This window comes from Chryseobacterium sp. HNCC26DJ238, from assembly GCF_057180465.1.
This window is the reverse complement of the sequence record NZ_JBXUGI010000004.1, coordinates 125,625-142,717: the sequence shown is the minus strand read 5'-3', so window position 1 is coordinate 142,717 and position 17,093 is coordinate 125,625. Positions and strand designations below refer to the sequence as shown.

Sequence of the window (17,093 nt, the reverse complement as noted above, 5' to 3'; positions counted from 1 at the left end):
GATATTTAAATATTATTAGACTTTTATTTACTTAATTTATTCGGATAATCAGGATGCTCTTTCTGAAAATCGGATGCTGATTTCATTTCATCTTTCAGCCATTGGTCAAAAGGAACTTTCTGATCATCATAATCTATTACAGAAACGGTTTTACCGTCTTCTGAAACTAAAAATTTATAACGGTAGGTTGACCCTGCTTCAATTTTTCTGTAATCATAGGTGTTTACCTGGTAAAACGGAAAATTATTCTTGGGACTTTCTACAATTTCAAAATATAACTTCTTTTCATTCTCAGGCAGTTCTGTAAAATTATTGACATAGTACAACTCTGAAAGTATGTTATGCTGCTTTTCAAAAAACTGAAGAATCTTCTTCTCTTTTTGATTGTACCGGAATGGATACGGATAATGTTTCCCGTCTATTTCTACTGTATTTTCCGATTTTGCGACAGGCAGAACAACTTCACCCTTAAAGTTCATGACTCCCCACGTTCCTCCAACGATGGATTTGTGCTCATCTTCAGTTTTTTCCCAGTCACAGCCATTGCAAAAAGCAGCATATCCGAAATTAAAAGGTGATGCAAAATCAGACTGAGGTGTAATCACAACAGACCCGTTTCTGTCAACAAAACCAACCTTTCCGTTCTCGACGAATCTTCTCAGCCCTTCTGAGAAATAATCTGCCCCGTTGTCATATAAGAAAGGCCTGTACAGGAAATTCCCCTTTTTATCGTAGACATATCCCCATTCATTTTTCTGTGACTTCTCTCCTTTTTTGTAACCGTCAAAATAAATGGTTTCCCCTTTCACGAGTTCACCGTCTTCAATGTCTGAGAAAATTTTGAACTGTGCGGGAACGATGATTTTTCCATTCTGATTTTTCACTCCGACCAGAGAATCTTTTGATATAAAATACTTTAAAACTTCCTTTTGCTGTGAAAAAGAAATCATGGGTATCAATAAAGATGCTAAAAGTATTTTTTTCATGAACTGATTATTTGATCAATCGCTGTTACTCGTTTTTATTCAGGTCTGCCTTCCTGTGCGAATTTACAATAATATAATATTTTTTAGAAACATCATAATCGATTGAGTTGCTTAATTTCCAGTTGTGATAGCCTGTATAATCGAATTGATGATTTTCAGGCGGACTTAACAGATAATGATACTGTTCCATTAAAAATTCGTCTGTAAAACCATCATTCCGAAGTTTTGTAAAAAAATGGATCAGTTTGTCTGCATGAGCGTTACCTTTTTTAATCGGTCCTGGATTTTTTTCTGTTGTATAATCTAAAAACCCATTAATCCCTGCGATCTGGAAATCTAAAAGAATTCCTGGAATTCCTGAAGATCTTTCATATTTATCCACATTTTCATAGATCCACTTCATCTTATTCGTAGCACTGCTCATTGTAATTCTTAGCAGAGCAGTATCACGGGCTGCGATGGGTGCGTAAAAAATCCTGGAATATCTTGTCAAAGGATTTTTTTCTACAATCCCTGATGGCTTCATATTGCTCAAAAACCTTTCGTGGATTTTATTCAAAGCTACAGTATCATTTCCTTTTTGACTGATTTCAGAAACAAAAACCCAAAATCCGGCATCATAAACCCTAACATTGATCAATCTGTCAAGATGACTGAAACAGGTACTGATTCCATGAAGTTTAAAATTTCCCTCTTTATATACGATTGATTTACTTACTTTCTCATTTTCTTTGGGAGTATATCTCCTTTGATTGAGTTCTTTCTGATAATGATTTAAAAGCCGCTCCTTATTGAGTAATGCCGGAATAATCTGAAACTTAAACAGAATATCTTTATTCTTGTCCTGATATTCAGCAGCAAACACGCTGTCATTTTTAGAATGGGTGAGTAAAGCTATTCTGGAAAACCCCTCCACATTCAGCGGAGCAGTCATTCCTGAAACTGTATGGGTGAAATCTGTATCGGATTTGATTTTCTTATTCGGTTTTAAATCCTGTGAAAATACAATCACAGGAGTCAGTATAAGAATAAGGAATAAATCGAACTTCATATTAATTCAAAAAAAAATGCAGCCGAAAAGACTGCAAATTATTTATACTCTCAAATCAGCCTCTAAACCTATCAGGTCCCGGTTCTCATCAAGAATCGGCTGAACTTCATTAGCAATGAATTCTTCCGTCTGAACCGGAGCAAAACCGATGAAATTTTTAGGATCTAAAACTTCTTTTAATTTTGATTTATCCAGTTTCAGAGAATGATCATTCAGGATTCTTTCGATCAGATCGTTTTCTTTACCTTCTTCTTTTACCTGTTTAGAAGCTTCCATAGAATGAAGCCTGATCACTTCGTGGATCTCCTGACGGTCTCCACCGGCCTTTACTTCCTCCATGATAATATATTCGGTCGCCATAAAAGGAAGTTCTTCCATAATATGCTTATTAATCCTGTTGGGATACACCACGATGCCGTTCATAATATTATTCCAGATTAACAGGATCGCATCCACTGCCAAAAATGCCTGTGGGATCGTCAATCTTTTATTGGCTGAATCATCCAGTGTTCTTTCAAACCATTGGGTAGAGGCTACCATGGCAGAACTTGTTGTCAGAGACATCACATATTTGGCTAATGCTCCGATTCTTTCACTTCTCATCGGATTACGCTTGTATGCCATTGCAGAAGAACCGATCTGGTTTTTCTCAAACGGTTCTTCAACCTCCTTGAGATTTTGAAGTAAACGTAAATCATTGGTGAATTTATGTGCTGACTGTGCGATATTCCCTAATAATGCAACTACTTTAGCATCAATTTTTCTGTCATACGTTTGTCCTGAAACTCCGAAAACTTTCTCAAAACCAAATCTTTTTGAAAGTTCCTTATCCAGATGTTTTACTTTGGAATAATCCCCATCGAAAAGCTCAAGGAAACTTGCTGCCGTCCCTGTAGTTCCTTTTACTCCTCTGAAACGTAAGGTTTCAAGGAAGAAATCAAGTTCTTCGATATCCAGAACCAGACTTTGCAGCCAAAGTGTTGCTCTTTTCCCGACTGTTGTCAGCTGAGCAGGTTGGAAATGGGTAAAACCTAATGTCGGTAAGTCCTTATACTGAATAGAAAAATCCGCAAGATTTTTCATAACGTTAACCAACTTTTTCTTTAAGATTAAAAGTCCATCACGGATCTGAATGAGATCTGTGTTATCTCCTACGAAAGCCGAAGTTGCCCCTAAGTGAATGATCCCCTTTGCTGATGGCGCTACATCTCCATACGTATGAACATGAGCCATTACATCATGACGGAATTTTTTCTCATACTCAGCCGCTTTGTCATAGTCGATATTTTCAACATTAGCTTTCAGCTCTGCGATCTGCTCCTCTGTAATTTCCAGACCAAGGTCTTTTTCAATTTCAGCCAAAGCGATCCAAAGCTTTCTCCAGGTACGGAATTTATTGTTATGAGAAAAGTTAAATAACATTTCTTCACTCGAGTAACGCTCTTCCAATGGATTTTTGTAGGAATTCATTCTTTCTTTTACTTTTAGATGCACAAAAATACGGATTTTGGTTGAGAGATGAAAATTGTAAAGAAGGTTTAGATCAGGAAAAAGTGCATGGGTAATCTACTTTTATTTGTAAGAATAGGTAAGCTTTACTCAACCAGAAGAATCTGTTATCGTTAGCAATACTTTCAGTCATATTAAGATTACCGCAACGGTTGTCATTCTGAAAGAATATTAACATGGATTTTTAAAGCGATGATTCAAAGGTTGCCCGTAGTTCACGGGTTCTCGATACATTTTTCTCCGCTGCGCTGCGAAAAACACTCGAACTGACGGAGCTATTATCCTAGCAATACTTTCAGTTCTATTAAAACAACTGCAACGTTTGTCATTCTGAAAGAATCTCAACATAAATTTTTAACGCTACGATCGCAAAGTTTTTTTTATAATCCTGAAGATATTTTTCGGTCGCAAGGGCGTTTTACTCAGTAACAGCTCGTTTCTTTAATTATTTAAAATTTAATGCAAGGCAAAACAAAGTTTATTGAACAGCTTTGTGCTTTTAAGATAAACAAAGCCGTAAACTTATCAGTGAAAAACAAAGATTCTGACGTCCATTCGAGTAGGTTTTGAAAAAACCGTATCGAGAATTTGATGATTCAAAGGCTGCCCGTGGTTCACGGGTTCTCGATACATTTTTCTCCGCTTTGCTGTGATAAATACTCGAACTGACGGAACTATTATCCCAGCAATACTTTCAGTTCTATTAAAACAACTGCAACGTCTGTCATTCTGAAAGAATATTAACATTGATTTTTAAAGCGATGATTCAAAGGCTGCCCGTAGTTCACGGGTTCTCGATACATTTTTCTCCGCTTCGCTGCAAAAAACACTCGAACTGACGGAGCTATTATCGTAGCAATACTTTCACTTCTATTAAAATTACCACAACGTTTGTCATTCTGAAAGAATCTCAACATAGATTTTTAACGCTATAATTCAAAGACTGCCCGTAGTTCACGGGTTCTCGATACATTTTTCTCCGCTGCGCTGCGAAAAACACTCGAACTGACGGAGCTACTTTGGTTGTACACTTAAGGCTTTTGACAGGGTAGTTTTACATCCAACAAAAGGTTTAAGTTGATCATTTTGCAGAATTGATCAACAATTTGTATTTGATTTTTCATGAATGAAAGACAGAGCTCTTCAGTATGATCTTCATTCCGGAAATTGCAGGCGTGAATGATTTGCCATAAATTTGCTGCTTCCTTTTAAAACATTAAGAAAAACAGGCAATATGATGGAACTTAAGATCAAAAAAAACATTCAGAAAGAAGAGGATCAAAATCTTTCTTTCCGTGTTTTTGATTTATCTGCAGAAAATCTTGAAAGTTATATACAACCTCATAAAAAGAATCATTTTTTTATTCTCCTCATTGAGAACGGAAGTCTGAATCTTCAGATTGAGGATAGAATACATTCCCTGAAAACAGGAAAAATTTCTGTTGTATTTCCCGGGCAGATTCATTTTGTATCAAAATTAAGTGATGGCCTGAAAGGGAAAATAATCCTGTTTGAAGAAATACTGTTCTGTTCGGATATTCTGAAAAACGAATTGAGTACGTATAACGTAAACCTTTCTACCCAACTGAACTGTACTATTCTGTCGCCTGAAGATTTTGGACAGAGCTTACACACTATCGAAATCATCCAGAGAATTTATCAAAAACCCAGCCTGATCAAAAAAGAACAGGCAAGGTTCCATATAAAAATCTTCCTGTTGGGACTGATAGAATCCGTTCACGGACTTCATCCTGTCCTGTATAAAGACACCGCAGACAAACCTGTGTATGTCCGGTTTAAAAAATTACTGAATGAGCACTACAAACAGCAGCGTACTGTTCAGTATTACGCAGAAGAATTGGCGATTACTCCCAAAAAGCTGAATTCCATTACAAAAAAGCATTGTGGAGAAACGGCAATTCAGGCGATTCATAATAGAATTCTCATAGAAATCAAACGTCAGCTGCTGTTTTCAGATCTCAGCCATAAAGAAATTGCTTTTGACCTGGGCTTCAACTCTCCGTCGGCACTCAATAAGTTTGTGAAGGCAAAACTGAAAGAGACCCCTACCGAACTTCAGCATGAGTTGGCGCAAATGTATAACGGATAGTCTTATTTGTATAACATTATCACTTTTGTCTCTTTTAATTTTGCATCATTAATTAAAAAAGAAAAAATGAGCAAATTATTTATTGCAGGAGAAGTTTTCCATGGTGCGGGAAGTCTTGAAGAATTAAAAAATATCAGCGGTAAAAAAGCTGTCATTGTAACGGGCGGAAGCTCGATGAGAAAAAGCGGAACACTGGATAAAGCAGTTGCTTATCTTAAAGAAGCCGGAATAGAAACCCAAATCTTCGAAGGGGTGGAAGAAGATCCTTCATCTGCCACCTGTATGAAAGGGGCTGAAGTAATCCAGAATTTTCAACCGGACTGGATCATCGGACTGGGAGGTTGCTCTGCAATCGATGCGGCAAAAATCATGTGGGTATTTTATGAGTATCCTGATGCTGATTTTGAGGCAATGATCAAACCTTTTACAGTCCCTGTTTTAAGGAATAAAGCGAAATTCATTGCAATTCCGTCTACAAGCGGAACCGGAACTGAAACTACAGGCCTTGCTGTAATTACAGACCGTGAAAAAGGAGTAAAATATCCAATTGTCTCTTACGAATTAACTCCTGATGTTGCTATTATAGACGGCGAAATCTGTGCTTCGATGCCGGCTCACGTGACAGCAAACACAGGTCTTGATGTTTTGACACACTGCGTTGAGGCGTATGTTTCAAATATTGATAACAATATCGCTGATGCACTTTCTAAAGGAGGACTGACATTGGTTTTTGACAATCTGAAGGAAGTGGTAAAAAATCCGGATAATATCAATGCCCGTCAGAATATGCATGATGCTTCTTTTATGGGAGGCCTTGCATTTAATAATGCCTGGTTAGGAATCGTTCACTCTCTGTCTCACCAGGTTGGTGCGCTGTATGGGATTCCACACGGAGCATCGAATGCTATTTTTTTACCGAATGTAATCCGTTTTAATGCTCAGGCAACGCAACGTTATCCTGATTTGGCGAAAGTAATCGGAAAAGAAACGGCAGAAGAATTAGCGCAGGCGGTCGAAACCCTTCGTTCAGAAATCAATAACCAGTCAGCGATCAGAGAATTCGGAATTTCAAGAGAAGACTGGGATAAAAATCTGGATTATATTGCCAATAATGCTTTGGTAGATCCGTGTACAGGATTCAATCCAAGAGTTCCCACACTGGATGAACTGAAAGCTATTTACAATGCATGTTATGAAGGAGTAGTTTATAAAGAGGAAGTTGTTGCATCATAACATTGTCTATAGAATACGTTAATCTGATTCAAAAAAATCAAATTAACCGATAAAAACAGGAAGTCGGAATGGCTTCCTGTTTCTGTTTTCTAGTGATAAATGGTAACGTTGTTTTTTTTCAGCTGATACCCTGATTTTTTATAAGGAACTAAAATATAGTCTGCTTTTTTCCAGGCTTTTCCTTTTCCGAGTCTTGTTAAAATTAAACTTCCGGTATTTTGTCCGGGAAGAAAAACTTCTGCTTTTTTCATGTCACTACTGAAAACTACCGCCGTTAATGAAGTTGAACTTCCTACAGGTTTCACCTCCGTCAGCTTTATTTTCTGTTCAAAAATTCTTATACAGTCTTTTTTAATCTGTGAATAGGTGTAACCTGCGGAGCCTTTACAGCCATGACTGTCCTGATCTCCTCCTGCAACCGGAGTTTTCTGTTGGGCACCTGCAAATGAGGCAGTGAACAGTGCGCTGAACAAAATTATTCTTTTCATGTTTTTAATGATTATTTTTTAATTGGTCGTTAATACCACAAAATGTATTCGGTTTTTCTTATTCTAACCTGAGTTCGGGATAAACAATTTTTATATAATTGATTTTCAAAACAATGCTATTTTATCGCAAAGAAAAAACAAAGAAATTCTACTTTTTGAAACGCTTTTAAGTTAAACAATGCCACTTCGTTTATCAAAGCAATACAAGAATTTTGTATTACCTTGATAAGTTTCACGCCTTTGTATATCCTAAATCTTAGAAAATCACGTAATTACTATTTTTGTTTAGCTTTGCGTTTTATAGAGCCTTATCCCGAACTAAGGTTATTCTAAGATACAAAAAAAGCCACTCAGGATTGAGCGGCTTCTTATTATTATTTTGTCCAGTTAATTTTAGAATGTTTTACCTCTTCGGAACTGGTTCCGATCATGATATCAAATTCTCCTGCTTCCCAGTCATATTTTAGGTCTCCGTTGTAGAATTTTAGGTTTTCCGGAGTAATGTTGAAAGTAATCTTTTTAGATTCTCCTTTTTTCAGCATTACTTTCTGGAATCCTTTTAATTCTTTTACCGGTCTGGTGATCGTTCCTACCAAATCTCTGATATACAGCTGAACAACTTCTGCCCCGTCGTAATTTCCTGAGTTGGTTACGGTAACCGAAGCCTGAACTGTCTGATTTCCTTTCGGATTGGCATTGGAAACCGTTATATCGGAATAATTGAATTTTGTGTAACTCAAGCCATATCCGAAAGGATACAACGGCGTGTTACATTCATCCATATAGTTGGAACGGAATCTCTGGTATTCACATTTATCCACCAGTTTCTGATCTAACGGGCGGCCTGTATTTTTAGCATTATAATAAATAGGAACCTGCCCTAAACTTCTTGGAAATGTCATCGGCAGTTTTCCTGAAGGATTCACCTTTCCGAAAAGGACATCAGCAATAGCGCTGCCAGCTTCGGAACCCGGGAACCAGGCATTCAGAATCGCATCCGGAGTATCTTTAACATTTGTCAGAGCTAACGGACGGCCTGTGAAAAGCACCATTGCGATTGGCTTTCCTGTTTTTTTCAGTTCGTTTAACAGATCTACCTGAGACTGAGGAATGGTAATTTCAGTTCTTGAAGAAGATTCACCACTCATTTCCGCTGATTCTCCGATTGCCAAGACAATGACATCAGCTTTACTGGCAATATCAACCGCTTCTTTCAGCAATGCTTCTTTTGAGCGTTCGTCACGATCTGTTTTCTTCCCGTGAGCGGCATAAATCTCTTCTAATTTAGCATCATAATCAATGTTGGCACCTTTAGCAGAAAGAAATTTTACTTCTTTACCGTAATTAGCCTGAAGACCCTGCATCAGGTTAACAGAAGCAGCATGCTTTGTCGCGACACTCCAGGTTCCGGCCATATTCATTGAGTTGTTGACCAAGGGTCCGATTACCGCAACGGTTCCTGATTTTTTCAGTGGCAATACCTGGTTTTCATTCTTCATCAGAACCATTGACTGTGCTGCTGCGCTTCTTGCAATGTTACGGTTTTCCATGCTGTACACCTCTTTTGCCGCCAGTTTGGCATCTCCGTGCTTATAAGGATTATCAAACAGGCCCAGATCATATTTCGATTCAAGGATTCTTCTTGCCGCCATATCGATTTCAGCCTGTGTTACTTTGCCTTCAGACAGAGATTTTTTTAATGTGGTTAAAAAACCTTCTCCTACCATATCCATGTCAACCCCTGCTTTTAATGCTAAGGCAGAAACCTGCTGCAGATCTCCCATTCCATGGTCAACCATTTCGTTGATTCCTGTGTAATCTGTTACCACAAAGCCTTTGAATTTCCACTGGTTTCTGAGAACTTCAGTCTGCAGCCATCTGTTTCCGGTTGCGGGAACTCCGTCCACTTCATTAAAAGAAGCCATTACAGAGGCAACCCCGGCATCTACTGCCGCTTTATAGGGCGGAAAGTATTCATTGAACATTCTCACGTGGCTCATATCTACCGTGTTGTAATCTCTACCCGCTTCACCCGCTCCGTACAGAGCAAAATGTTTTACACAGGCTAAAATATTCGTGCCGTTGGCCAAGTCTTTCCCCTGGTAACCGTACACCATGTTTTTGGCAATTTCGCTTCCTAAATACGGGTCTTCCCCTGAACCTTCAGAAACTCTTCCCCATCTCGGTTCACGGGAAATGTCCACCATTGGTGAGAACGTCCAGTTGATCCCATCTGCCGCAGCTTCTTTCGCAGCGACTCTTGCTGACTGCTGTACCAGATTCATATCCCATGAAGCTGCGAGTCCTAACGGGATCGGGAAGGTAGTTTCATACCCGTGAATAACGTCCATTCCAAAAATCATTGGAATTTTGAGACGGCTGTTTTCAACGGCTACTTTTTGAACTGCTTTGATTTTATCTGCTCCTTTGATATTGAAAAGTCCGCCTACTAATCCCTGCTCTACTTTTTTTCCGATATCCGAACTTTTGGCAAGACCTGTCGTAAAATCTCCCGAACTTGGTAAATTGAGCTGTCCGATTTTTTCATCTAATGTCATTTTAGCCAAAAGCGCATCCACAAATGCTTTTTTCTTTGCCTGATACTGTGCAGTCTGGTAAGACTGAACTGGTTTTGTTACCATTTCCTGCGCCGAAAACATAGGTGCCAATGCTAAGGTGGCGATTACAATTAACTTTTTCATAAATCTATCTTCGTTATAAATTATAGTTCTGTTTTTGTTTTAATTTCTGGTTGGTTAAACGCAAAAACGCTTCACCGGGTAAAGATTTTAAGCCTTACTTTTTTAATGATAATTTTGTTATAAACGCAGGTTCGCTAATTTTTTACACTTGCTGCAGGTCTTTTTGTCTGCAAGTCATTCGCTCAGCAATTGACAGTTTACTTTCAAAATTTACTCATATCATTAAATTTAACAGTTATTTCTCTTTCCTTTTTGACAGCATCCATCCGTACAATGCGGGATTTGAATAGGTTGAATCCCACGAATTATGGTTGTCATTAGGAAAAATTGTTAATTCTGCACTTGGGTTAACGGGGTGTAAGTATTGGTAAAAATTCAGTGCGTTTTCAGGTAAAACAACATCATCCATTCCGCCATGAAAAATTTTCATGTTTAAATTCCTGTATTGATCGATGTTTGCATACATCACCCGGTCTGTCGGTGCACAAACTGAAACTACAGCAGCAAACATTTCCGGATGTTCCATTGCCAATTTGAGCGTTCCCCAACCTCCCATTGAAAGTCCTGTGAGGTAAATTCTGGAAGCATCGATTTTGTATTTTTTCTGAATTTCTTTAATTAAATTATATACGGTTACGGTATCCCACCAAGTATTTTCAGGGCATTGCGGCGCCAAAATCGCAACAGGTTCCTTGATCAGGTTTTTATACGTGAACGGGCTGTGTGCTTTTACGATCTCCAGATTTGTTCCTCTTTCTCCCGAACCGTGAAGAAATACGATCAGAGGGACATCTCCCTTTACTTTTTGAGGATAATCAAGAATATAGGTAATTTTTTCCTGTTTCGTAATCTCTTTATTTAATTCACCTTTAATTTCCTGCGCATTTAAACTTAGAGAAAATGGGAGAAGTAAAATAGGGAGGCAGTTTAGTTTTAATTTCATGATGAGAATTTTTAAGTTTTGGCTAAAACCAAATTAATGAATTCCTTTTTAATTAAACGGGTTAAAATCCGTTTCTGTTAATTATTCTGTAAGCCTGACTGTTGTTGATTAGCTCATTAGCCGCGATTGCAACGGCATCCTTTTTTGTTGCGGCCGGATCCCGAATTTTCGGGAGGAGGCCGTAATAAAAAAGATACAGTGGAAAGCGGGATTAAGCTCCTAAAAAATACTATTTAATATTATATTTTTCAGATTTGAAGCTTAATTTCTTTAATCCCTGCTTGATTTCAGGAGCATTCATAAATAATTTCCATAAAAATCCGGTACGGTAATTTTCAATCATCGGAGCAATTGTTCCCTGATCGATCGCTAAATACCTGGGTGTTGTCCAATTGTCATAATTGATCGATGTTGCATCGTAAGGCCCTGCAGAACCAATAAATTCAGGTTTTTGAGTATATATAAACCTTAAGAAATCCATTGATTCTTTTGGTGAATAAGGGAAGCTGCTCAAAGCCGCTGTCGGAGTGATTACCCCATGATCATTTTGTGGAAAATGCGCATCGTAGCCAACACTTCCATCTTTATTTCTTGAATAACCTGCGGTCAATCCCCAATAATTTGGCCCGTAACCTTTCCACTGTTTAGGGTTTTCAACACAATATCTGTAATCGATCAGCACCTGATTTTTATTCAAATCAAAATAATTTTTGATGAATTTATCTGATAAGTTAGTTGGGTCCAAACCAATATACGAGTAGTGTGCCCAAAATAGGGGTCCGCCATATTCTTCTGCTCCATTGTGCTTTACGTACATGGGAAGCCCATATTTTTCCTTATCTGACAGGTAAGTTCCGTTTCTGGTCCAGCCTTTATAATAGGTTTCTGCATCAATCGAATAAGTTGGAGAAGATGCTGCCAAGATATAGGTAATCAGGCACTCATTATATCCCTGAAGCGGAAAGTTCATCTCCCACTGATAATCGGGAGACCAGTGCCAGTATAATACTTTCTCACCCCCTTTTGTATACCAGTTCCACTGGATACCTTTCCACAGTTCATCACATTTTTCAGCCAGCGCTTTTTCTTCGGGATTTCCGTTTTTGAAATATTCACGAACCTGAATGATTCCAGTTGTGAGAAAAGCGGTTTCCACCAAATCTCCACCGTTATCCTTTTTACCGAAAGGAACGGTTTTACCGGTTTCTCCATTGATCCAGTGTGACCAGGCACCCTTGTGACGGTCCGCCTTCGCAAGGAAATCCATTATTACAGTCAGTCTTTTTACGGCTTCCTTTCTGGGTATAAAGCCTCTTTCAACTCCAACAAGGATAGTGGCTAATCCGAATCCGGAACCACCTGTGGTAATGACATGCTTATCATCATCCGGATAAATGTCATCTTCATGGTAACGCTCTCTTCCCAACATCGAATTGGGTTCTGCATACTCCCAAAAATATTTTAAAGCATCTTTCTGAACTTTATCCATCAACTGCTCATCTGAAAGAGCGTGGCTGAGGGATTTGCCTGGCGAAATTTTGCTGGCTGTGCAGGAAAATACACTTGCAGAAATTACTAATATTGTTACAATACCTACCTTCATGAGTCACAATTTAAAAATAAAAAAAATGGTAAAAAAATAACCAAAGTTAAACTTTGGTTATTTTTTTATTTAAAATCTTTAGTAACCAGGGTTTTGGACAAATAGTCCATTACTTTGATTCATTGCATCCAAGGGAATAGGGAATAACTCATTTTTCCCTGCTGTAAATCCTTTAGATCCTAAAAATGTAGCTGCCTGTCCTGTTCTTACCAAATCCGGGAACCTGTCATTTTCCATCGCTAATTCTACTCTTCTTTCCTGCCAGATAGCATTTCTAAGAGCAGTCTGACCAGTTGCTGTGGTATTAGCAAGCTGAGCTCTTGTTCTTACTTTATTAATATTTGCAACTGCAACAGCAGTATTTCCTAATTCATTAGCTGCTTCTGCATTGATTAAAAGAATATCAGCAAATCTCAAAATTCTTAGATTTTGTATAGAGCCATAACCACAGGCACTGTTATTCAGAGACGATGGTACATAAACTTTCTGGTTCCACATATTACCAGCATTAGGATCTCCTTTTTTGATTAAATCGCCCTCAATCGTAGTTTCACCTTCTCTCAAAATAGTCAGTTCTTTTCTGATATCACCTGGCTCAAATGCATTTTCCAAAGCTGTAGTAGGGGTGAAAAAGCCCCATCCAAATTGATTCCTAACTCCCTGAACTTCTGAGTATTGACTACCTCCAAATCCTGCAATACAGTCGCAGTTCACTTCAAAAACAGATTCAGTACCGAATTCTCCAGCGGGTCTGAATAAATGATTGAAGTCAGGATCTAAAGAATATCCTAATGAAATAACCTGACTTGAAGTATCATACGCTTTCTGGTAATCTTTCATATAAAGATATACTTTAGAAAGTAATCCGAGAGCACCACCTTTTGTTACTCTTCCACGATCTGTAGCAGCATATGTCTGAGGTAAAACGGCAGAAGCTGCAAGTAAATCTGATACGATAAAATTGTAAACTTCTTCTTTAGAGTTTCTTGCTTTCAAATAATTCCCGTCTGCGGGTAAACCGTCATAAATCGGAACACCTCCATAAATTCTTACTAAATTGAAATAGAAATATGCTCTTAACATTCTGGCTTCTGCAACCAATCTGTTTTTAAGAGTGCCATCCATTTCGATTTTTGGAACATTTGTAATTACCTGATTAGCCCTGTTAACAGCTTGCCACTGTCCGATCCAATATCCTCTTATTCCTTCATCCCCTACTGTAAAAGAAAAACTATCATATGCATTGATAAATGACGCATCCCCAGGATTAGATCCCTTTTCAACATCATCACCTGTCACACCAAATACAAATTGTGCAGGAAAACCTGTATTTTCCCAACTTCTTAAAAAACTATAGACAGCAGAAGTAGCTTTCATTGCATCATCCTGAGTGGTGAAGAAATTTGATACGTCTTCCCTTCCTTCATCTTGTATATCTACAAAGTCATCACCACAGCTCGCCATTAATGAAAATAAAGAGAACGTTAAAAATATTTTTTTCATGATTTTTTAATTAAAATGTTAAGTTCATACCCATTGTATAAATTGCAGAAATCGGATAAATATTGTTATCAATTCCCATTTGTACTCTGTCCGTATTATTAATTTCAGGAGAGAAGCCGTTGTATTTGAAACTTGTCCAAGGATTCTGAGCACTCAGATATAATCTTAATTTTGTCACAGAAAGCGCTCTTGCAAATTCTTTCGGCAGGTTATATCCAACCTGAATATTTCTTATTCTGATATAACTGCCATCCTCTACATAAAAACTGCTTGGTAAGATAACAGATTGATTGGAAGTAATCATTGAATTTGTATTGGATGTACCTGCACCACGCCATCTGTTATTATAAATATCAAGGTCCCATGTCTCATTACCATACCGCTGTTCACGGTTATAATTGTAAATTTTATTACCAAATACACCTTGGAAATCAACCGCAATATCAAATGCGTAAACATTAAAATTAACTCCAAAACCGTAAGTTCCTTTAGGAATAGGACTTCCCAGGAATGTTTTGTCTCTGGAATCTATAATGCCATTACCATCCTGATCTTCAAATTTGAACCATCCGGCTTTCGCTCCCGCCTGTCCTGATGCGGCTGCTTCAGCATCTGTCTGAAATACACCGGCTACATTATAACCATAGTATGAACCTACGGGCTGACCTGACTGAAGTCTCACAATGGAATTTCCAAATAAACTGGCACCTGTCTCCAAATATGAGCCAGCGTATACTGATGTAATTTCATTTTTAAGAGAAGTAAAATTACCGTAAACTCCAAAACCTACGTTATCACTTAATTTAGTATTATAATTGACAGATACTTCAAAACCTCTGTTCTTAAAAGAGTATGCATTGGTCACAAAATTATTCCAGTTACTTGCACCGGATACAGTTCCCTGATTAACACCATATACAACATCTTTTGAATCTTTAATAAAATAAGCTGCGTCAATTTTAAGTTTGTTATTGAATAATGCCATTTCCAGTCCTACATCTTTCCCTACCGTTGTTTCCCATCCGATATTTGGGTCAATAAATTCATCAATCGTCACCGCAGGAGCACCTGTGTTACCAAAATATGCACCAGCACCAATAATAGATGTGTTTGCATTAAATTTTCTCGATACATTCGGATTTCCTAATTCACCATAACTAGCTCTTAATTTTAATAAGCTGAAAACATTTTGCTCACTCATAAAATCTTCTTTCGATATCACCCAGCCCGCACTTACTGCCGGGAAAGTTCTGGATCTGTCTACGCTAATCTGAGAACTCGCATCTCTACGAATAGATGCATTCAACAGATATTTTCCTTTGTAATCATAGTTCAATCTTCCAAAAAAAGATTCGATTCTCTGTTGATCCTGAAAAACACCTGCTACAACTGCATCATCTCTATCAACACCACTTACGAGTATGATGTCAGTTCCGTTTGCAATATTCAGCGAACCATTTGTACCATCGTAAATTACATTTCTTGCAGATGAATAATTTTGTGACAAGGTCGTTCTGGTTCTGGAGAAACCGGCAAGAACGTCAAAATTATGATTCCCAAAACTTTTCTTCCAGTTGATTGTATTATCCCAAACGTAATTACTGTTTTTATATCCTCTTGTAATCAAAGTAGAAGGAACCTGGTTTGCAGTTGGTACATAGGTAAGTGTAGGAGTATATTCATACTGAATTGGATTATAATTATCACTAGCATAGCTCGCTCTGAAAGTAAAATCCTTTAAAAATTTAACTTCTCCCCAAACATTATTCAGCAATCTCTCCTCATTTTTTTGTGAACGGTACTGATCTAACTGTGCTCTAGGGTTGGCAATACTGTATCCATCAAAAAACTGATAATTTCCTGTAGCCGAATTCATAGGTGAAAATATTGGAGGAGCAATAAAAGCTGTCAACAAGGGATTTTGCGAAATATCGGTACGCATTTTGGAAAAACTGAAATTGTTTCCAATGGTTATATTATCTGTTACTTTATAACTAAGATTTAATTTCGTGTTAAATCTTCCAAAACCACTTCCTGAGTTGATACCTGAACCCGCCGCAAGGTTACCCTCATCCTTAAGATATCCTACGCTACCATAATAATTAAGTTTTCCTAAACTACCCATGGCAGAAAAATCATTGGCATTGATGATGCTGGTACGCAAAATTTCATCATACCAATTTGTATCAGCAGGGAAATTTGCTCTGGTGATCGAACCTGCGCTGGAACCATTGTCATTAATCAGTTTTTCATTGTATAATTCTATATACTGATCAGAATTAACCATTTTAGGAACATTAGTGACTTTTTTAAATCCTATGTAAGAATTTAAACTGAAAACAGGTTTGCCTTTTCCTGTTTTAGTTTTGATAAGCACAGCACCATTGGCTGCCTGAGCTCCGAAAATCGCCAAACTTGACGGATCTTTCAAAACACTCATCGATTCTATATCCTGTGGGTTAAGGTATGAAATATCAGTCGTGATCATACCATCAACAATAAACACGGTATTCCCTGTTAATGAACCAACCCCTCTGATATCAACTCTCGGAGATCCGCCAGGAGTACCAACATTGGTAATATTTACCCCGGCAAGTTTACCCTGTACAGAACTGAGTGGGTTTGAATTTGGTTTATCTGCTAAATCTTTTGCTGAAACGAGACCAATACTCCCGGTAACGTTCTCTTTCTTTTGGCTACCATATCCAATCATCACAACCTCCTCGATCTTCTGCTCTTTTGGAAGCGTATCCTGAGGAGTCACCTGCCCGTTGACATTCATACCGAAGTAAAGAACAGCAATCAGACAAGAATACTTTAAATTAGTTTGTTTCATATAGTTTAATTTTATCTTGTACAAAGAAATGCGGATATCTTATTTAGATCTAAACTTAATTTTACTGTAATAAGACCCTGCTCAAAAATATAAAAAAATTCAAATGATGTTAAGATTACTTAAATATTT

General features: G+C 37.8%; 11 protein-coding genes. 2 read left to right on the top strand and 9 right to left on the bottom strand.

From position 1 onward, the window contains the following. Positions 1-23 precede the first annotated feature (23 nt). Genes AC2A07_RS05125 through purB form a run of 3 tightly spaced genes read right to left on the bottom strand, consistent with a single transcriptional unit; the run spans position 24 to position 3,507 of the window. Positions 24-986, bottom strand: a complete 963-nt coding sequence (locus AC2A07_RS05125) for a WG repeat-containing protein (protein WP_484049518.1) — start codon at positions 984-986, stop codon at positions 24-26. Between the two features lie 25 nt (positions 987-1,011). Beyond that, a complete protein-coding gene (locus AC2A07_RS05120) occupies positions 1,012-2,037 on the bottom strand; it encodes a hypothetical protein (protein ID WP_484049517.1) in 1,026 nt (341 codons plus the stop codon). Between the two features lie 42 nt (positions 2,038-2,079). Next, the gene (gene purB, locus AC2A07_RS05115; protein ID WP_314492345.1) at positions 2,080-3,507 is read right to left on the bottom strand and encodes an adenylosuccinate lyase; all 1,428 of its coding nucleotides are present in this window, start codon (positions 3,505-3,507) and stop codon (positions 2,080-2,082) included. A gap of 1,273 nt (positions 3,508-4,780) precedes the next feature. Here purB and AC2A07_RS05110 point away from each other — a divergent pair. Beyond that, complete coding sequence (locus tag AC2A07_RS05110; RefSeq protein WP_484049516.1) at positions 4,781-5,656, top strand: AraC family transcriptional regulator; 876 nt, start codon at positions 4,781-4,783, stop codon at positions 5,654-5,656. 66 nt (positions 5,657-5,722) lie between these two features. After that, on the top strand, positions 5,723-6,889 hold the full coding sequence (locus AC2A07_RS05105; RefSeq protein WP_484049515.1) for an iron-containing alcohol dehydrogenase: 1,167 nt from the start codon (positions 5,723-5,725) through the stop codon (positions 6,887-6,889). Positions 6,890-6,978: 89 nt separating this feature from the next. Here AC2A07_RS05105 and AC2A07_RS05100 read toward each other — a convergent pair whose 3' ends face one another. From AC2A07_RS05100 to AC2A07_RS05075, 6 genes are all read right to left on the bottom strand, one after another. After that, positions 6,979-7,377, bottom strand: coding sequence for a hypothetical protein (locus AC2A07_RS05100; protein WP_484049514.1), 399 nt, complete (start codon positions 7,375-7,377; stop codon positions 6,979-6,981). A gap of 374 nt (positions 7,378-7,751) precedes the next feature. Continuing rightward, complete coding sequence (gene bglX / locus AC2A07_RS05095) at positions 7,752-10,079, bottom strand: beta-glucosidase BglX (protein ID WP_484049513.1); 2,328 nt, start codon at positions 10,077-10,079, stop codon at positions 7,752-7,754. A gap of 235 nt (positions 10,080-10,314) precedes the next feature. Next, complete coding sequence (locus AC2A07_RS05090) at positions 10,315-11,022, bottom strand: carboxylesterase family protein (protein WP_484049512.1); 708 nt, start codon at positions 11,020-11,022, stop codon at positions 10,315-10,317. Positions 11,023-11,251: 229 nt separating this feature from the next. Continuing rightward, positions 11,252-12,625, bottom strand: coding sequence for a glucoamylase family protein (locus tag AC2A07_RS05085; RefSeq protein ID WP_484049511.1), 1,374 nt, complete (start codon positions 12,623-12,625; stop codon positions 11,252-11,254). A 78-nt stretch (positions 12,626-12,703) separates the two neighbouring features. Next, entirely contained in the window at positions 12,704-14,128 is a 1,425-nt protein-coding gene (locus tag AC2A07_RS05080) for a RagB/SusD family nutrient uptake outer membrane protein (RefSeq protein ID WP_484049510.1), read from the bottom strand. Between the two features lie 10 nt (positions 14,129-14,138). Continuing rightward, positions 14,139-16,964, bottom strand: coding sequence for a SusC/RagA family TonB-linked outer membrane protein (locus tag AC2A07_RS05075; RefSeq protein ID WP_484049509.1), 2,826 nt, complete (start codon positions 16,962-16,964; stop codon positions 14,139-14,141). Between the last annotated feature and the right edge of the window lie 129 nt (positions 16,965-17,093).